General features: G+C 64.1%; 17 protein-coding genes. 12 read left to right on the top strand and 5 right to left on the bottom strand.

Annotation, left to right across the window (positions count from 1 at the left end):
• The first annotated feature begins 103 nt into the window (after positions 1-103).
• From G0P99_RS14455 to polA, 10 genes are all read left to right on the top strand, one after another.
• Entirely contained in the window at positions 104-1,120 is a 1,017-nt protein-coding gene (locus G0P99_RS14455) for a TRAP transporter substrate-binding protein (RefSeq protein ID WP_164130991.1), read from the top strand.
• 59 nt (positions 1,121-1,179) lie between these two features.
• A complete protein-coding gene (locus tag G0P99_RS14450; protein ID WP_164130989.1) occupies positions 1,180-1,719 on the top strand; it encodes a TRAP transporter small permease in 540 nt (179 codons plus the stop codon).
• A 12-nt stretch (positions 1,720-1,731) separates the two neighbouring features.
• The gene (locus G0P99_RS14445; protein WP_164130987.1) at positions 1,732-3,072 is read left to right on the top strand and encodes a TRAP transporter large permease; all 1,341 of its coding nucleotides are present in this window, start codon (positions 1,732-1,734) and stop codon (positions 3,070-3,072) included.
• A gap of 25 nt (positions 3,073-3,097) precedes the next feature.
• Entirely contained in the window at positions 3,098-3,607 is a 510-nt protein-coding gene (locus G0P99_RS14440; protein ID WP_164130985.1) for a universal stress protein, read from the top strand.
• 24 nt (positions 3,608-3,631) lie between these two features.
• Entirely contained in the window at positions 3,632-4,018 is a 387-nt protein-coding gene (locus tag G0P99_RS14435; protein WP_164130983.1) for a nuclear transport factor 2 family protein, read from the top strand.
• A gap of 33 nt (positions 4,019-4,051) precedes the next feature.
• Positions 4,052-5,452, top strand: a complete 1,401-nt coding sequence (locus G0P99_RS14430) for an FAD-binding oxidoreductase (protein ID WP_164130981.1) — start codon at positions 4,052-4,054, stop codon at positions 5,450-5,452.
• 33 nt (positions 5,453-5,485) lie between these two features.
• Positions 5,486-7,267 (top strand): sulfoacetaldehyde acetyltransferase, encoded by a 1,782-nt coding sequence (gene xsc / locus G0P99_RS14425; RefSeq protein ID WP_164130979.1) that lies wholly within the window; start codon positions 5,486-5,488, stop codon positions 7,265-7,267.
• A 122-nt stretch (positions 7,268-7,389) separates the two neighbouring features.
• Positions 7,390-8,430, top strand: a complete 1,041-nt coding sequence (locus G0P99_RS14420) for a YeiH family protein (protein WP_164130977.1) — start codon at positions 7,390-7,392, stop codon at positions 8,428-8,430.
• Between the two features lie 12 nt (positions 8,431-8,442).
• Positions 8,443-8,811, top strand: coding sequence for a cupin domain-containing protein (locus G0P99_RS14415; RefSeq protein WP_164130975.1), 369 nt, complete (start codon positions 8,443-8,445; stop codon positions 8,809-8,811).
• A gap of 151 nt (positions 8,812-8,962) precedes the next feature.
• Entirely contained in the window at positions 8,963-11,764 is a 2,802-nt protein-coding gene (polA, locus tag G0P99_RS14410) for a DNA polymerase I (protein WP_164130973.1), read from the top strand.
• Positions 11,765-11,771: 7 nt separating this feature from the next.
• Here polA and G0P99_RS14405 read toward each other — a convergent pair whose 3' ends face one another.
• Entirely contained in the window at positions 11,772-12,002 is a 231-nt protein-coding gene (locus tag G0P99_RS14405; protein ID WP_164130971.1) for a DUF2798 domain-containing protein, read from the bottom strand.
• A 155-nt stretch (positions 12,003-12,157) separates the two neighbouring features.
• Between G0P99_RS14405 and G0P99_RS14400 the strand changes: the two genes are divergently transcribed.
• Both G0P99_RS14400 and G0P99_RS14395 read left to right on the top strand, forming a co-directional pair.
• The gene (locus G0P99_RS14400; RefSeq protein ID WP_164130969.1) at positions 12,158-12,667 is read left to right on the top strand and encodes an Rrf2 family transcriptional regulator; all 510 of its coding nucleotides are present in this window, start codon (positions 12,158-12,160) and stop codon (positions 12,665-12,667) included.
• A gap of 5 nt (positions 12,668-12,672) precedes the next feature.
• On the top strand, positions 12,673-13,314 hold the full coding sequence (locus G0P99_RS14395; protein ID WP_164130967.1) for a hypothetical protein: 642 nt from the start codon (positions 12,673-12,675) through the stop codon (positions 13,312-13,314).
• Between the two features lie 51 nt (positions 13,315-13,365).
• Here the strand turns inward: G0P99_RS14395 and G0P99_RS14390 are convergent, their stop codons facing one another.
• The 4 genes from G0P99_RS14390 to G0P99_RS14375 are packed head-to-tail and all read right to left on the bottom strand — an operon-like array spanning position 13,366 to position 17,583.
• Positions 13,366-14,550: an amino acid aminotransferase gene (locus G0P99_RS14390; protein ID WP_164130965.1), complete on the bottom strand. Its 1,185-nt coding sequence runs from the start codon at positions 14,548-14,550 to the stop codon at positions 13,366-13,368.
• Positions 14,550-15,404: a 3-mercaptopyruvate sulfurtransferase gene (gene sseA, locus G0P99_RS14385; RefSeq protein ID WP_164130963.1), complete on the bottom strand. Its 855-nt coding sequence runs from the start codon at positions 15,402-15,404 to the stop codon at positions 14,550-14,552. The genes G0P99_RS14390 and sseA overlap by 1 nt, the downstream gene beginning before the upstream one ends.
• 53 nt (positions 15,405-15,457) lie before the next feature.
• On the bottom strand, positions 15,458-16,207 hold the full coding sequence (locus G0P99_RS14380; protein WP_164130961.1) for an NlpC/P60 family protein: 750 nt from the start codon (positions 16,205-16,207) through the stop codon (positions 15,458-15,460).
• Positions 16,204-17,583, bottom strand: coding sequence for a M17 family metallopeptidase (locus G0P99_RS14375; protein WP_164130959.1), 1,380 nt, complete (start codon positions 17,581-17,583; stop codon positions 16,204-16,206). The genes G0P99_RS14380 and G0P99_RS14375 overlap by 4 nt, the downstream gene beginning before the upstream one ends.
• Between the last annotated feature and the right edge of the window lie 22 nt (positions 17,584-17,605).

Genomic DNA, 17,605 nt, shown 5'->3' with positions numbered 1-17,605 from the left:
TTTTGGGTCGGCCGATAGGTAGCGCCATCCCCGCCGCGGTCGGGAGGAATATGGCAGCGGCGGGTCATTCGCGTTTTGCGCGAACGTCAACCTGGAGGATTTCATGACATTCCTATCCCACTTCAAACCCGCAGCCGCCGTTGCCATCGCCGCCATGGTGATCGGTGCCGGAACCGCTGACGCGAAGAACTTCAAGATCGCCGTGGGCGACAGCGCAGGCAGCGCACAGGAAGCCACCGGCAAGGCCTTTGTCGCGGCACTGGAAGAAAAGTCGGGCGGCAAGCACACCGCCACGCTTTTCCTCAACGGCCAGCTCGGCTCCGAAGAAGTGACCGTCAACGATGCCGCGATGGGCACGCTCGACATGTCGCTCCTGGCGATCAACAACATCACGCCCTATTCGCCCACCGTTGGCGTGTTCTCGCTGCCCTACGTCATCCTCAGCCTTGAAGAGGCCGAAAAGCTGACCCAGGGCCCGATCGGCGAGGAACTGACCCAGAACACCATCAACGACGCCGGTGTCCGCATCATCGCCTGGACCTATACCGGCTTCCGCGTGCTGACCAACTCGCGCAAGCCGGTGAAATCGGTGGCCGATCTTCAGGGCCTCGTCGTGCGCGTCCCCAAGAACGAGATCATGATCGACACCTACAAGGCCTGGGGCATCAACCCGACGCCGATGGCCTGGTCGGAAACCTTCACCGCGCTGCAACAGCAGGTCGTCGACGGGCAGGACAACCCGTATCTGACCGTGAACGCGATGAAGTTCTACGAAGTCCAGAAATACATCACCAACATCCGCTACATCTTCTCGATCGAACCGCTGATCATTTCCGAAAGCCTGTTCCAGAGCCTGTCGGCTGACGAGCAGCAGATGATCCTCGACGCAGGTCAGGCGGCAACCCAGGCCAGCGCCCAGTTCCTGCGCGACTCCGAGGCCGCGATCAAGGAAGACCTGCTCGCCAAGGGCATGGAGATCTCCGATCCGGAAAACGGCGAGGAAGAGTTCATCAAGCTGGCGACCGAAGCCGTCTGGCCCAAGTTCTACGACTCGATCGGCGGCGTGGAAAAGCTCAACGCCGTTCTGGAAACGCTCGGCCGCGCGCCGGTTCAGCAGTGACGCTTTGAACGAACGGCGCGCGCCCGCCCGGCGCGCGCCACCTCAGGGAGGAGGGCGCAATGAGCAAGTTCTGGTACGTCGTCAACAATATCGAAAGCTATATCTGCCGGATTCTTCTGGTGCTGTTCGTGGGGCTTCTGTTCACACAGATCCTGTCGCGGCAATTCTTCGACTACTCGTTCTCATGGATCGAGGAACTGTCGGTCTACATGTTCGTCTGGTTCGTTTTCTTCGGCGCCAGCTATGCCGCCAAGATGAGCGCCCACAACCGCGTCACCTTTCAGTTCAAGCTCTTCCCGGCCTCGTGGGCGAAGTATTTCGAAGGGTTTGCCGACCTCTTCTGGCTGTTCTTCAACGTCTACTTCATCTACCTGACGATCGACTTCATCTTCTTCAAGATGAACAAATTTCAGTCTTCCCAGACACTTGGGATCCATCTGAGCTGGGTCTACATCGCCCTGCCCATCGCCTTCACGCTGATGACGATCCGCATCCTCCAGGTGAACTGGCGCCGCCTCGTCAAGGGCGAAGAGATCGCCGATCCCGACAAGATCGACCTCGACGACCTGAAGTCCCAACAGCAATCCGACGTCAAGTAAGGGGCATTCGCCATGGAAAACGAAATCGTCACCATCCTGTTCGGCTCGTTCCTTCTGCTGCTCCTGATCGGCGCGCCGATCACCGTGGCCCTGGGTGTCGCGTCGCTGATCTCCTTCCTCTATCTCGATGAAAACCCGATCAAGTTCGTGCAGATCGCCTTTACTTCGGTGGGCTCCTTCCCGCTGATGGCCCTGCCCGCCTTTATCCTGGCCGGCGCCCTGATGGAGGCCGCAGGCATCTCCAAGCGGCTGATCAACATCGCCGAGAGCCTCGCCGGTCCCTTCACCGGCGGCATGGGCGCCGCCACGGTGGTGGGCTGCCTGTTCTTCGGCGCGATCTCGGGATCTGGTCCGGCCACCACGGCAGCCGTCGGCATGCTGATGATCCCGGCGATGATCCAGCGCGGCTACGAGCGCGGCTATGCCTCGGCAGTAACTGCCTCGGCCGGGGGTCTTGGCATCGTCATTCCGCCCTCGATCCCGCTGGTGATCTTCGGCATCTCGGCGTTGGGCATGGTGCCCCCGCCCGAAGCGGTCGAGAAATTCGGCACCTTCCAGTCGGTCTCGATCCCGGTCCTGTTCATCGCTGGCTTCATCCCGGCCTTTGTCATCGCCGGCAGCCTCTTGATCATGAACTACATTCTGAGCCGCAAGCATGGCTATACCGGCATGACCGACGGCTGGTCTGCCCGCAACATCCTGTGCGAGCTTTACCGGGGCTTCTGGTCGCTGATGGCGCCGGTCGTGATCCTCGGCGGTATCTACACCGGCTGGTTCACGCCCACCGAGGCCGCCATCGTCGCGATCTTCTACACGCTCTTCGTCGGTGTGTTCATCTACCGCGAACTGAACTTCGACTCGATCAACCGCTCGCTCGAAACCACGACCTGGCTCACCGGCCGCGTGCTGCTGATCCTGTTCACCGCCACCGTCTTTGGCCGGCTTCTGGTCGAAAACCAGATCCCCGCGATCATCGCCAACGGCATGCTGTCGCTGACCGACAACCTCTACATCATCTGGACGCTGATCATCTTCTTCCTGCTGTTCGTCGGCATGTTCATGGAAACTCTGGCCGCGATCCTGATCCTGGCGCCGGTGATGCTGCCTGTGGCCTATTCGATGGGGATCGACCCGATCCACTTCGGGGTGGTGATGATCTGTACGCTCGGCATCGGTTTCCAGACCCCGCCGCTCGGTGAGAACCTCTTCATCGCCTCGGGCATCTCGAACATCTCGATCGAGACGATCTCGCTGCGCGCGCTGCCTTTCGCTGCGGTCAACACGATCGCGATCTTCATCATCGCCCTCTTCCCGCAGCTCTCGCTCTGGTTGCCGCGCGTGATGGGCTACTGACGTCATTCCCGACAGGAAAACACCGATGAAACCGACGATCACCAATATCCTCTTTGCCACCAGCCTGTCGCAGAACTCCACCTATGCGCTGCGCCATGCCGCCAGCCTGGCCGAGGTCACAGGGGCGCAGATCCACGTCCTGCATGTCAACGAACCCCTGTCCGATGACGCCAGGGTGACGCTTGAGATGTTCATTCTCAACACCGAGACCCGCGAAAAGGCGGTCCAGCGCCGCCACGAGATGGTCAAGCAGATACTGGCAGAACGTCAGCAGCGATTCTGGGCGGCGCTGGATGCCGAAGGCACCCGTATCCGCGACCAGGTGACCTCGATCGAGGTGGTCGATGGTCACCCGGCCGACGCGATCCTGCGTCGGGCCAAGGAACTCGGCTGCGACCTGATCGTCCTGGGCGCGCATGATCACGGGTTCACCCACACCTTCCTCGGCACGGTCGCCACCCGCGTCCTGCGCCGCGCCGACATCCCGACGCTGGTCGTTCCCTATCGGGAACACAGCCAGCAGATCCAGAAATAACACCCAAATACCGGAGATACTCACATGACCAAGACCCTCACCGCCCAGGACCTCGCCGATACGTTCGACGCCTTCAACCGTCACGACGTCGATGCCGTGATGACCCATTTCGCCGATGACTGCGTGTTCTACACCGTCGGCGGCGATCATGCCTATGGCAACAAGGTCGAAGGCGCCGAGGCCATCGCCAACGCCTTCTCCGCCGTCTGGGCCGGGATGAAGGATGCGCATTGGGACCACCACAGCCACTTTGTCCATGGTGACCGCGCCGTGTCGGAATGGACCTTCTCTGGCACCGACGCCAACGGCATGCGGATCGAGGCGCAGGGCGCCGATCTCTTTACCCTGCGCGACGGCATGATCGTGGTGAAGCAGGCGCTGCGCAAATCGCGCCCCGCCTTCAAAGCCTGACCAACCCGCCTCCCTTCACACAGGAACACTTTCATGGCTCAAGATCTGCGGCCACGTCACTGGCCCAAGGCCACCTACGATCCGAAATACGATCCGATCATCGATGCGGGCCCCGGCCATAACCGGGACCATGCGCCGACCTACTGGATCGGCACCGCCGGCACTCCGCCCGAGGATGACGGCCCGGTGTCGCACGACATGGATGTCGATGTCGTCATCATCGGCTCGGGCTATACCGGGTTGTCCACCGCGATCCACCTGGCAAAGGAACACGGCATCAAGGCCACCGTGCTCGAGGCCAATACCGTCGCCTGGGGTTGTTCCACCCGCAACGGCGGGCAGGCGCAGATCTCGTCCGGCCGTCTCAAGCGGTCGCAATGGATCGAACGCTGGGGCGTCGATACCGCCAAAATGATGCATGCCGAGGTCTGCGAGGCGTTCGAGCTGTTCAACGATCTGATCGGCTCGGACGATATCGACTGCGATCCGCAGACGGGCGGACATTACTACATCGCCCACCGCGCCAAGGTGATGCCCAAGCTGGAAAAGGAAAGCAAGCTCCTGAACGAGACCTTCGGCTATGGCTCGCGCATCCTCGGCCGCGAAGAGCTGCACGAGGAACATGTCAAGGATCAAGAGGCGCATGGCGCCATGTGGGAGCCGGACGGCACCTGCATTCACGCGGGCAAGCTGGCCTTCAGCTATATCCGACTGGCGCGCAAGCTGGGGGCCAAGATCCACACCGCCAGCCCGGTGATGGGCTGGGTGGTCAAGGACGGCGTGCATCACCTGACAACGCCGGGTGGCACGGTGCGCGCCCGCGCGGTTGCGCTGGCCACGGCCGGCTATACGCCGCCGGGCCTCAACCATCGCACCAAGCACCGGCTGATGCCGATCCTGTCCAACTCGATCGTCACCCGCCCGCTGACGGAAGAAGAGCTTGCCGAATGCGGGATCAAGACGCATTCGCCGCTCACCGACACCCGGACGCTGCGCCACTATTACCGGCTGCTGCCCGACGGGCGAATGCAGATCGGCAGCCGCAGCGCCATCACCGGGCGGGATGCGGAGAACCCCAAGCATCTCGCGCTGCTGCGCACAGGGCTGCATCGGAAATTCCCGGCGCTGACCGGAATTGATCTCGACTATTCCTGGTGGGGATGGGTGGATGTCAGCCACGACATGATGCCGCGCATCTTCCAGCCCGACCGTGACCGCACCGTCTATTACGCGATGGGCTATGGCGGCAACGGCGTGATGTACTCGGCCCAGGCCGGCAAACGCCTGGCCGAGCTGGTCTCGGGCAAGGGCATTCCGGTCGACCTGCCGATTTTCAACTCGCCCCTGCCCAGCCACGGCATCCTGACCCCGTTCCGCAGGCTCGGCCAGCGCTTCATGTACCACTGGTACCACCTGAACGACGAAATTCTTTAACCCCTCCCCCTGTTTCCAAGATTGGAGCCCCATATGAAAATGACCACCGAAGAGGCCTTTGTTAAGGTCCTGCAAATGCACGGCATCGACAATGCTTTTGGCATTATCGGGTCCGCGATGATGCCGATCTCCGACCTGTTCCCGGCCGCCGGGATCAAGTTCTGGGATTGCGCGCATGAAACCTCGGGCGGGATGATCGCCGATGGTTACACCCGCTCGACCGGCAAGATGTCGATGATGATCGCGCAGAACGGCCCGGGCATCACCAACTTCGTCACCCCGGTGAAAACCGCCTACTGGAACCACACGCCGTTGCTGCTGGTGACACCGCAGGCGGCCAACCGCACCATCGGCCAGGGCGGTTTCCAGGAGATCGAGCAGATGAAACTGTTCGAGGACATGGTCTGCTACCAGGAAGAGGTCCGCGACCCCTCGCGCATGGCCGAAGTGCTGAACCGGGTGATCGAAAAGGCATGGCGTGGCTCGGCGCCCGCGCAGATCAACATCCCGCGTGACTTCTGGACCCAGGTCATCGACATCGAACTGCCTCAGATCATCCGGCTGGAGCGCCCCGCAGGCGGTGCCGATGCGGTCAAGGCCGCGGCCAAGCTGCTGTCCGAGGCCGAATTCCCGGTCATCCTGAACGGCGCGGGCGTGGTTCTGTCGGGTGCCATCGACGCATCGGCCCGTCTGGCCGAGGCGCTCGACGCGCCGGTCTGCTGCAACTACCAGCACAACGATGCCTTCCCGGGCAACCATCCGCTGTCGGTCGGCCCGCTGGGCTACAACGGGTCCAAAGCGGCGATGGAACTGATCCAGAAGGCCGATGTGGTGCTGGCCCTGGGCAACCGCCTGAACCCGTTCTCGACCCTGCCGGGCTATGGCATCAACTACTGGCCGACCCAGGCCAAGATCATCCAGGTCGACATCAACTCTGACCGGATCGGCCTGACCAAAAAGGTCGACGTAGCGATCCAGGGCGACGCCCGCATGGTGGCCGAGCAATTGCTGGCGCAGCTTGCCGACGGTGCCGGCGACAAGGGCCGCGCCGAACGCCGCGACCTGATCGCCACCACCAAGTCGCGCTGGGCACAGGAACTCAGCTCGATGGATCACGAGGATGACACCGACGAGGGCATCACCTGGAACGCCCGCGCCCGCGCGGCCAAACCCGATCACATGAGCCCGCGTCAGGCCTGGCGCGCGATCATGGCGGCAATGCCCGAAGACGCGATCATTTCCTCCGACATCGGCAACAACTGCGCCATCGGCAACGCCTATCCGTCCTTCAACAAGGGCCGGAAATACCTGGCGCCGGGCCTTTTCGGTCCCTGCGGCTATGGCCTGCCCGCGATCCTCGGCGCCAAGATCGGCTGCCCGGATACGCCGGTGATCGGCTTTGCCGGGGACGGCGCATTCGGCATCTCGATGAACGAGATGACCGCCTGCGGCCGCGGCGACTGGCCCGCGATCACCATGGTGGTGTTCCGTAACTACCAATGGGGCGCGGAAAAGCGCAACACGACGCTGTGGTTCGACGACAACTTCGTCGGCACCGAACTGAACCTCGACGTCAACTATGCCAAGATCGCCGAGGGCTGCGGCCTCAAAGGCGTGCAGGTCACGACGATGGAACAGCTCACCGAGGTTCTGCGCACCGCCGTGCAGGAACAGATGAAGGAGGGGATCACCACCTTTATCGAGGTCGTTCTGAACCAGGAACTGGGCGAACCCTTCCGCCGCGACGCGATGAAGAGACCGGTCCAGGTCGCCGGGATCAACCGCGACGACATGCGCACCCAACAGGTCGCCTGATCGCCGAACCCTGACCCGAAAAGGGGGGCAGGCCTCGCCTGCCCCCTCGTTCCCAGACATATCCACCGGTCCAAGGGGCCGCTCCCGCGTGCCTCAGGCAACGCGGCAAAGGAGAATAGACAATGGCTGTTTCGTTGACCGCCGCGAAATCCGGCCTGGCCGGGCTGCCCGCCACCCTGTCGGGCATCGGCCCGGGGCTGCTGGTTTCGACCGTGATCGCCGTGGCCGCGAAATTCCTCTCCGAACATTACGGCGCTCCGGCGATGCTGATGGCGCTGCTCCTGGGGATCGCCTTTCACTTTCTGGCCGAAGACGGCAAATGCGTTGCCGGCATCGCCTTTACCTCGCGCACGGTCCTGCGGGCCGGGGTCGCCTTGCTTGGCGCACGGATCAGTGTCGAACTGCTGATCGGGCTCGGCCCGGAACTGATCGGGCTGGTCATCGCGGGGGTGATCCTGACCATCCTGTTCGGGCTGCTGGGCTCGCGGCTGCTCGGTCGCGGCTGGCGCTTTGCGCTGCTCACCGGCGGCTCGGTCGCGATCTGCGGCGCATCGGCGGCCATGGCCATCGCCGCCGTCCTGCCCAAGAACGAGCAATCCGAACGCAACCTCATCTTCACCGTTCTCGGCGTGACCGTCCTCAGCACCGTTGCGATGATCGCCTATCCGATCATCACCAACACGCTGGGCCTCGATGATGTCGCCGCCGGTGTCTTCCTCGGCGGCACCATCCATGACGTCGCGCAGGTCGTCGGCGCCGGCTTCTCGGTCTCCGAACAGACCGGCGAAACCGCGACCGTGGTCAAGCTGATCCGCGTGACCATGCTGGCCCCGGTGGTGCTGGTCTTTTCGCTGGCGATCCGCAGCTTTGCCGCCGCAGATCCGCAGGACGGCGGCAAGCGCCCGCCGCTGATGCCCTCCTTTGTGGTGATGTTCCTGATCCTCGCCGGGATCAACTCTTTCGGCCTTGTTCCGGACGTGGTGCGCACCGCGCTTGGCGATCTTTCCGCCTGGGCGCTGTTGATCTCCATCGCCGCCGTTGGCATGAAGACCTCGCTCAAGACCATCTTCGAAGTGGGCGGGCAGGCGATCATCCTGATCGTGGCCGAGACACTCTTCATCGCCGGGTTCATCCTCTACGGGATCACCCATTTCATCGGATAAGAAGGGATGCGCATGACCACCCATGTCATTGATTTCATCGCGGAACCGCAGGAAACCAGCGAACGGCGCCTGGCCGATCTGCCGGGCCGGGTGGTTGCGGGCGACCCGCATCACGTCACCCGGATGCGCCACACCAGCCCCGACGGCACCTGCCTGGCAGGCACCTGGACCAGCACGCCAGGCAAGTGGCACGCCTTCACCGACCGGGACGAGTTCTGCTTCATCGTTTCGGGCCATGTCAGGCTGATCGCCGAAGACGGCCATGAACAAGAGTTCCGCACCGGCGATTCCTTTCTGATCCCGAACGGCTTTCGCGGCTACTGGCAGGTGCTGGAAACCACGACCAAACATTTCGTGATCCGCGACTACGCCCCCGCCTGACCGGCACATTTCCACCGCACAAGGGGTTTCAAGACCGGCCAACCTGAGTTCAGGGCGGCCGGTCTTTCCGATTGCATGCCCCCGGGTACTGGCATCGGGCTCCGGAACATGGCAGGACTGACCCCCAGGAACACAGCGGGGAGCGAACGGCATGAGCACTTTCGGCAAGGGTTGCCATCTGCATCTGATCGACGGATCGGCCTTTATCTTTCGTGCCTATCACGCACTGCCGCCGCTGACGCGCAAATCCGACGGCCTGCCCATCGGGGCCGTGTCGGGTTTCTGCAACATGCTGCAACGCTATGTCGATGGCGATCACGGTCCCGATGCACCAACCCATCTGGCGGTGATCTTCGACAAGGGCAGCCACACCTTCCGCAACGACCTCTACGACCTCTACAAGGCCAACCGCGAGGCGATGCCCGAGGACCTGCGCCCGCAGATCCCGCTGACCCGGGCCGCGACCGAGGCTTTCAACATCCCCTGCAAGGAGCTGGAGGGATACGAGGCCGACGACATCATCGCCACCCTGTCGCACCAGGCCCGCGACGCGGGCGGGCGGGTCACCATCGTCAGCTCCGACAAGGACCTGATGCAGCTGGTGGGCGACGGGGTCGAGATGTTCGACGCCATGAAGAACAAGCGCATCGACCGCGACGGCGTGTTCGAGAAATTCGGTGTCTTCCCCGACCGGGTCGTCGATGTGCAGGCGCTGGCAGGCGACAGCGTCGACAACGTGCCCGGCGCCCCCGGCATCGGCGTCAAGACCGCAGCACTCCTGATCAACGAATTCGGCTCGCTCGAAGAGCTGCTGAACCGCGCCGAAGAGATCAAGCAGCCCAAGCGCCGCCAGACCCTGATCGAGATGCGCGCCCAGATCGAGCTTTCGAAACGCCTGGTCGCGCTTGACGCCAACACCCCGCTCGATTTCACGCTGGACGATCTGGAACTGCGCGACCCGGACCCGGAAAAACTCCTGGGTTTTCTGGCCGAAATGGAGTTCCGCACCCTGACCAAGCGCATCGCCGACAAGCTTGGCGCCGAGGCGCCGGTCATCACCGAGGCCCCCGCCCCCGCGACAGAAGACGCACCCGCCCCCGAACAGCCGCCCTTTGACGCGTCCAGATACGAATGCGTGCGTGACGCGGCGGCGCTGGAAAAATGGATCGCACAGGCGCACGAACGCGGCTGGGTGGCGGTCGATACCGAAACCACCAGCCTTGACGAGATGCGCGCCGAACTGGTCGGTATCTCGCTGGCAATCGAACCGGGCGCCGCCTGTTACATCCCGCTGGGCCACCGCGACGGCGATGCAAACGACCTTTTTGGCTCGGACAAGCTGGCCGAGGGGCAGATGCCGCTGCAAGAGGCGCTCAATCTCCTGAAACCGATGCTCGAGGATGAAGCGATCCTCAAGATCGGCCAGAACATGAAATACGACGCCAAGATCTTTGCCCGTCACGGCATCGACGTCGCGCCGATCGACGACACCATGCTGATGTCCTACGCGATGCACGGCGGCAAGCACGGCCACGGCATGGACGCGCTCAGCGAGATGTATCTCAGCCATGTGCCGATCCCGATCAAACCGCTGCTGGGCTCCGGCAAATCCGCGATCACCTTCGACAAGGTGGCGATTGACGATGCCACCGCCTATGCCGCCGAGGATGCAGACATCACCCTGCGCCTGTGGCAGCTTTTCAAACCTCAGCTGCACCGGGTTCAGGTCACCACCGTCTACGAAACGCTCGAACGCCCGCTGGTGCCGGTGCTGGCCGAGATGGAAATGCACGGCGTCAAGGTCGACCGCGACGTGCTCAGCCGGATGTCGAACGCTTTCGCGCAAAAGATGGCGGGGCTGGAAGCAGAGATTCACGAACTGGCGGGCGAACCTTTCAACGTCGGATCGCCCGCGCAGGTGGGCGAGATCCTGTTCGACAAGATGTCGCTGCCCGGCGGCACGCGCGGCAAGACCGGCAAGTATTCGACCCCGGCCGACGTGCTCGAGGATCTGGCGACAGAACATGAAATGCCCGCGCGTATCCTCGACTGGCGGCAGCTGCAAAAGCTGAAATCGACCTACACGGATGCCCTGCAAGGGCATATCAACCCCGATACCGGGCGGGTCCATACCTCGTATTCAATCACCGGCGCCAATACCGGGCGGCTGGCCTCGACCGACCCGAACCTGCAAAACATCCCCGTCCGCACCGAAGAAGGCCGCCGCATCCGCGAGGCGTTCGTGGCCGAGCCGGGCAACGTGATGGTCAGTCTCGACTATTCTCAGATCGAGCTGCGCATCCTGGCCCATATCGCCGATATCCCGGCACTGAAACAGGCGTTTGCCGACGGGCTCGACATCCACGCAATGACCGCGTCCGAGATGTTCGACGTGCCGCTGGATCAGATGACGCCGGAAATCCGGCGCCGCGCCAAGGCGATCAACTTCGGCGTGATCTACGGCATTTCGGGCTTTGGCCTCGCCCGCAACCTGCGCATTCCGCGCGCCGAGGCGCAGGAATTCATCGACCGCTATTTCGAGCGTTTCCCCGGCATCCGCACCTACATGGATGACACCATCGCCTTCGCCAAGGAACACGGGTTTGTGCAGACCCTCTTTGGCCGCAAGATCCACACGCCCGAGATCAACGCCAAGGGGCCGCATGCGGGCTTTGCCCGCCGCGCCGCCATCAACGCCCCGATCCAGGGCACGGCAGCCGACGTGATCCGCCGCGCCATGGTGCGGATGCCGGATGCCATTCGCGATTTGCCCGCGAAAATGCTCCTCCAGGTGCATGACGAACTGCTGTTCGAAGTGGCCGAGGACGCGGTTGACGCCACCATCACCGCCGCCCGCGACGTGATGGAGGGCGCCGCCGATCCGGCCGTACGGCTTGACGTGAAACTGGTGGTGGACGCGGGCCGCGGCGCCAACTGGGCCGAGGCGCACTAGGCTTCGCTCAGCCCTCGGCGCGCACCAGGGCCGCGACCATCCGGCGGGTCAGCGGCGCCACGAACAGCAGAACCACAAAGGCGGTGGGCCAGGCGATCCCCCAGGCCCCCATCCATTTGTCTGCCATGTCATCACTCATCCCCACCGCGCGCAGGGTCGCGATGCAGGTGACGATACAGGACATCAACCCAGACATGATCAGGGCAAACAGGATCGGGGCAAAACGGGCGGGGAACATCTGACAGCCTCACTTCATATTCCTATAACCGAATACAACTCCCGCCCGCAAAGCGCAACCTTCTCACGGCACACCTGACCCGCACAACACGGCCTCGTGAACCAAGGAGCGATCGGGGCTTGACGACTCTATTACGGACATATTTTATCCGCTTTATGAAACACACCGAAGGACTGGAATGGGCGGCGCATGCCTGTAGCCTGCTGGCCGCCCTGCCCCCCGACACCCCGCTACCCGCCCGGCTTCTGGCCGAGTTCTTTGACCTGCCCGAGCCCTATCTGGCCAAGCAGATGCAGAAACTGTCGGCGGCGGGCATTGTCGAAACCCGCCGCGGGCCGCGCGGCGGCTATGCGCTGGCCCGCCCACCTGCGCAAATCACCCTGCTCGACATGGTTCAGGCCATCGACGGCCCCGAGCGACAGTTCCGCTGCACCGAACTGCGCCGCTGCGGACCCAGCGGCGTGGCCGATGACAAATACCTGCGCCCCTGCGGCATCGCCCGCTCGATGTGGCGGGCCGAGGCGGCGTGGCGGCGCGAACTGGCCGGTGTGACGCTGGCCGATATCGGGCGAATGGGGATGCAGGATACCCCACCGGAACAGGCCGCCAAGGCGCTGGCCTGGTTCCAAGACAAACTTTCGCAAGACACGACCGCCAGGGAGTAGGCGCCATGATCGCCCGCAAGATTCACCGCTGGAACGGTGCGGTGTTTGCCGCTTTTCTGCTGCTGCATTTCATCACCCACCTGTCCGGGCTATGGGGGGTGAACGCCTATAACGCCACCCAGGACGTACTGCGCCTGATCTATCGCAATCCGGTGGTCGAGCCGCTGGTTCTGACCTCGGCGCTGGTGCAGATGGGTCTGGGGCTGAAACTGCTGATCGCCCGTGTCCGGCGCGGGTTACGCGAGCCATGGGCGAGGGCACAGGTGATCTCGGGTGGTTTGGTGCTCTATTTCATGACCGAACACGTGATCGCGCTGGCGCTGGCACGCTGGGTCGACGGGCTGGACACCAATTTCTACTGGCCCGCCTCGGTGATGAGCGGCGCGCCCTTCACCTGGTATTTCATCCCCTATTACAGCCTGGGCGTGATTGCCCTGTTCGTGCATCTGGGCTGCGCCTTTCGGCTGATCCTGCTGCGCCGGGGCGCGCGTGCACAGGCCCGCGCGGTGTTCTGGGGCATGACACTTGCCGGGGGGACCATCGCCGCCCTGATCGTGGCGATGCTGCTGGGCGCGTTCTACGACATCGCGCTGCCACCCGACTGGCTGGCCTATCTGCGCCAGTTCGTGCCGGGCTTTGCGCCCTGAAACGACAAAAGGCCGCCCGTTGGGGCGGCCTTTGCCATTAGGCGTTGGGACTCAGATCCCGGCGTCGACAATCGCCTTGGCCAGGATCGGTACCGTCTTGGCGTTCAGCCCGGCGATGTTCATCCGGCTGTCGCCCACCATGTAGATGCCGAACTCGGTCCGCAGCTTCTCGACCAGCTCGGGCGCCGCACCTATGCGCGAGAACATGCCCCGATGCTGCGCGATGAAGCCGAACCGGTCCGAGCCGGTCAGCCGCTGCAACTCGTCGGCCAGTTGTTGGCGCAGACCCAGCATCGACAGGCGGATTTCCTCCAGCTCGGCCATCCAGTCGGCGCGCAGCGCGTCATCGTTCAGGATCGTCGTCACCACCCGCGCCCCGTGATCGGGCGGGAAGGAGTAATTCTGACGGTTCAGAAACGCCAGGGTTGCCTGGTTCAGCGCGGTCTGGCCGCTGTCCTGGCTCACCGCCATCAACAGGCCGGTGCGCTCGCGGTAAACACCAAAGTTCTTGGAACAGGATGCCGCGATCAGGCATTCCTTGACCGACGCGGCCACCAGCCGGGTGCCCTGCGCATCTTCCTCCAGCCCGTCGCCAAAGCCCTGATAGGCGATGTCGATCATCGCAACCAGACCCTTGGCATTGATCAGCTTTACCACCTCCTGCCACTGCACCAGGTTCAGGTTGGCGCCGGTCGGGTTGTGGCAGCAGCCATGCAGCAGCACCACGTCGCCCGCGCGCGCCTGTTCCAGATCGGCCAGCATGCCCTCGAAATCGACGCCACGGGTTTCGGCATCGAAATAGCGATAGGGCACCATGGTCATGCCCAGGTAGTTCAGGATCGAGATATGGTTGGGCCAGGTCGGGTCCGACACGAAAACGCGCGCCTCGGGGCCGGCCATCTTGATCAGCTCGAACGCCTGACGACAGGCGCCGGTGCCCCCCGGCGTGGCCGCAGCGCCCACATTGGCGCGCGGCACCGCATCGCCCAAGATCAGCTTGATCATCGCATCCGAATAGGCCGGATCGCCGATCAGCCCGGTATAGGATTTGCTTTCCTGGCTCTCCCACACGATCTTTTCGGCGGCCTTGACGGCGCGCATCACCGGGGTCACGCCCTCGGCGTTCTTGTAGACGCCAACGCCCAGGTCGATCTTGTCGGTGCGCGGATCGTCCTTGTACATCTGCATCAATGCAAGGATCTTGTCCGCAGGCTGCGCCTTGAGGTTTTCGAACATCAGTTCTCTCCAGTTGCGACGGGCAGGGTCGGGAAGGCACCCCATTCAGCCCAGGAGCCGTCATAAAGCGAGTGATCGGTCTTGCCCATGCGCTGAAGCGCCAGGCTGAGAATGGCCGCCGTCACGCCCGAGCCGCAGGTGGTGATCACCGGCTTGGACAGATCGACGCCTGCGGCCTCGAACACGGCGCGGCAGTCGGCGGGCGATTTCATCGTGCCGTTCTTGTTCAAGAGCGTGCCAAAGGGCACGTTCTTCGACCCCGGGATATGGCCACCACGCAGACCTGGGCGCGGTTCGGGATCGGTCCCGGCAAAGCGCCCGGCCGAGCGGGCATCGACGATCTCGTGATCGTGCAGCTTGGCCGCCGCCGACACTTGCGTCACATCGCGCACCAGATGGTTCTGTACCCGCACCGTCATGTGACGGTCGCGCACCACCGGCGGCAGATCCTCGGTCTCGCGCCCCTCGGCCTGCCATTTCGGCAGACCGCCATCCAGCACGGCGATATTGTCCTGCCCCATCAGTTTGAACAGCCACCACACCCGCGCCGCCGATTGCAGACCCAGCGAGTCGTAAACCACCACCTGGTGGCCATCGCCAACGCCCATCGCCCGCAGCCGAGACATGAACTTCTCGACCGGCGGCACCATATGCGGCAAGTCCGACCGATGGTCCGAGATATCGTCGATGTCAAAAAACCGCGCGCCGGGGATATGGGCGGCGTCATATTCGGCCTTGGCGTCTCGGCCAAGATGCGGCAGGTGCCAGGACCCATCCAGAATCCGCAGATCGGGATCCTTCAGATGGGCGGCGAGCCAGTCGGTGGAAACCAGTGTTTTCGGATCGTCCTGCATAAGAGCCTCCCGATTGCGCGCTGTTTTGTCCCTATCGAACCCGTGGCGCGGGTTCAAGCGGGGATGGCGGGCCTGCGATGCGCGGTCACGGGGCCTTCGCCCTGTGCGGCGATGCGGTCTATGGCCTGTTCCAGCGGCTCATAGGCCACCGCCATGTCCTTGCCGTTGGCATGCAGGATCCGCCCGGCATCGGCCACCAGCGCTACATGGCCCGTCCAGAACAACAGATCGCCCCGCTCGGGCCGCGTACCCGCAGGCAACAGCGCCCCGACCGCGCGCGACTGCGGCCCGCTGTCACCGGGGCAGTCGATCCCGCAGGCCAAGAGCGCCGCCTGCACCAGCCCGGAACAGTCGATCCCCCAGCGGCTGTCACCGCCCCACAGGTAAGGCGTGCCCAGAAACAGTTCCGCCACCGCGACCGGATCGGTCATCCTCTCGCCGACCGGCATCAGGTGCTGCACCGGGATATGGCCATGCGCGGTCTCGGCAAACCGCCCCGTCACCGCGCGCACCGCAACCCGCGACCCGAAACTGATCGCCATCCGGTCCGGGCTCTTCAGGTCGGCCTCGGCATAGGCATGGGCCGAGGGCGCACTGACCCAATGGGTCGGCTCCGTATCTTCGCCCAGTGCCGTGGCAGGAACCCAGCCCTCATACCCATCCTTGGCGGCGCGCACGCGTGCCCAGCCGTCCGAGACCTCCAGAACCTCCACCCGCTCGCCCAGCAACACCTGCCGGTCGCGCGGCCCGTCGGGCCGCCGCAACAGGTCGACGACCGGCCGGATGACAGCCCGGCCGCTCACAGGTTCAGCATCCGGGGCAGCGCGCCCAACAGGGCGCGCGGTCCTTGCCCGAACCCGCCCTTGGTCCGACCCGGCGCATTGGCCTGCTGCCACGAGAAGATGTCGAAATGCATGTAACGCGCCGCGACGAACCGGCGCAGGAACAAAGCCGCCGTGATCGACCCGGCCATGCCGCCGCCCGGCGCATTGTCCAGATCGGCGATCCCCGGCTCGATCAGTTCCTCATAAGGCGTGTGAAACGGCATCCGCCAGACCGGATCGGCGGCGCCCGCCGCCGCCTCGGCCAGTGCCTGCGCGGCCGCGTCGTCATCGGTATAGAACGGCGCCAGGTCCGGCCCCACCGCCACCCGCGCCGCGCCGGTCAACGTCGCCATCGAGATCACCATGTCCGGCGCCCCCTCGTCGGCCAGCGCCAGCGCATCGGCCAGCACCAGCCGCCCCTCGGCATCGGTATTGTTGATCTCGACCGTCAGCCCCTTGCGCGAAGTCAGGATATCGCCGGGCCGGAACGCATTGCCGGCCACCGCGTTCTCCACCGCCGGGATCAGCACCCGCAGCTGCACCTTCAGACCCAGCGCCATGATCATCCGCGCCAGCCCCAGCACATTGGCCGCGCCGCCCATGTCCTTTTTCATCAACAGCATGCTGGATGCCGGTTTCAGGTCCAGCCCGCCAGTGTCGAAACAGACCCCCTTGCCCACCAGCGTCAGCTTGGGCCCGAGCTCGCCCCAGCACATCTCGATCAGGCGGGGCGCGCGCGTCGCGGCGCGGCCCACCGCATGGATCATCGGAAAGTTATGCGTCAGCAGGTCATCGCCCACGACCGCCGAGCAACTGGCCCCGAATTCCGCCGCCAGCGCCTCGGCCGCCGCCTGCAAGGCATCCGGTCCCATATCCTGCGCGGGCGTGTTGACCAGATCACGGGTCAGTGCCTCGGACGCCGCCAGCACCTCGATACGTGCCGCATCGACACCTTCGGGCGCAACCAGCCGCGCCTTGGCCGGAGATTGCGCCTTGTAGCGGTCAAAGGCATAGCCGGTCATCAACCAGCCCAGCGCCTCGGTCGCGGCCGCCTCGGGCGGCAGGCCCGAGGCGATACGCCACGCACCCTCGGGCAGCTTTTCGGCCGCGGCGGCCAAAACGAACCGCTTGCGCGCCCGGGTTTCGGGCTTGCCATACCCCGCCAGTGCCGCCACCGGCGCGCCTGCCTCGTCCGGGATCAGCAGCACATGGCCGATCGCCCCGGTAAAACCGCTGGCCCGCACCCAGGCCGCCACCCGGTCGGGCTGCCCCTCCAGCCAGCTATCAAGACCGGCCTGATCAATCACATGCAGGGGCCGCGCAGAGGCGTCAGCAGGGGCGAATTCAAGCGGCATCGTTAGACCTCGGGTTTGGAAC

Source organism: Ruegeria sp. PrR005, assembly GCF_010500245.1.
GTDB lineage: Bacteria > Pseudomonadota > Alphaproteobacteria > Rhodobacterales > Rhodobacteraceae > Ruegeria_B > Ruegeria_B marisflavi.
The sequence above is the reverse complement of the archived record's forward strand: the minus strand, read 5'-3'. Positions and strand labels throughout refer to the sequence as shown.

Coding starts and splice junctions, on each gene's coding strand:
- G0P99_RS14455 (WP_164130991.1), top strand. CDS start 104: ATGACATTCCTATCCCACTTCAAACCCGCAGCCGCCGTTGCCATCGCC.
- G0P99_RS14450 (WP_164130989.1), top strand. CDS start 1,180: ATGAGCAAGTTCTGGTACGTCGTCAACAATATCGAAAGCTATATCTGC.
- G0P99_RS14445 (WP_164130987.1), top strand. CDS start 1,732: ATGGAAAACGAAATCGTCACCATCCTGTTCGGCTCGTTCCTTCTGCTG.
- G0P99_RS14440 (WP_164130985.1), top strand. CDS start 3,098: ATGAAACCGACGATCACCAATATCCTCTTTGCCACCAGCCTGTCGCAG.
- G0P99_RS14435 (WP_164130983.1), top strand. CDS start 3,632: ATGACCAAGACCCTCACCGCCCAGGACCTCGCCGATACGTTCGACGCC.
- G0P99_RS14430 (WP_164130981.1), top strand. CDS start 4,052: ATGGCTCAAGATCTGCGGCCACGTCACTGGCCCAAGGCCACCTACGAT.
- xsc (WP_164130979.1), top strand. CDS start 5,486: ATGAAAATGACCACCGAAGAGGCCTTTGTTAAGGTCCTGCAAATGCAC.
- G0P99_RS14420 (WP_164130977.1), top strand. CDS start 7,390: ATGGCTGTTTCGTTGACCGCCGCGAAATCCGGCCTGGCCGGGCTGCCC.
- G0P99_RS14415 (WP_164130975.1), top strand. CDS start 8,443: ATGACCACCCATGTCATTGATTTCATCGCGGAACCGCAGGAAACCAGC.
- polA (WP_164130973.1), top strand. CDS start 8,963: ATGAGCACTTTCGGCAAGGGTTGCCATCTGCATCTGATCGACGGATCG.
- G0P99_RS14405 (WP_164130971.1), bottom strand. CDS start 12,002: ATGTTCCCCGCCCGTTTTGCCCCGATCCTGTTTGCCCTGATCATGTCT.
- G0P99_RS14400 (WP_164130969.1), top strand. CDS start 12,158: ATGAAACACACCGAAGGACTGGAATGGGCGGCGCATGCCTGTAGCCTG.
- G0P99_RS14395 (WP_164130967.1), top strand. CDS start 12,673: ATGATCGCCCGCAAGATTCACCGCTGGAACGGTGCGGTGTTTGCCGCT.
- G0P99_RS14390 (WP_164130965.1), bottom strand. CDS start 14,550: ATGTTCGAAAACCTCAAGGCGCAGCCTGCGGACAAGATCCTTGCATTG.
- sseA (WP_164130963.1), bottom strand. CDS start 15,404: ATGCAGGACGATCCGAAAACACTGGTTTCCACCGACTGGCTCGCCGCC.
- G0P99_RS14375 (WP_164130959.1), bottom strand. CDS start 17,583: ATGCCGCTTGAATTCGCCCCTGCTGACGCCTCTGCGCGGCCCCTGCAT.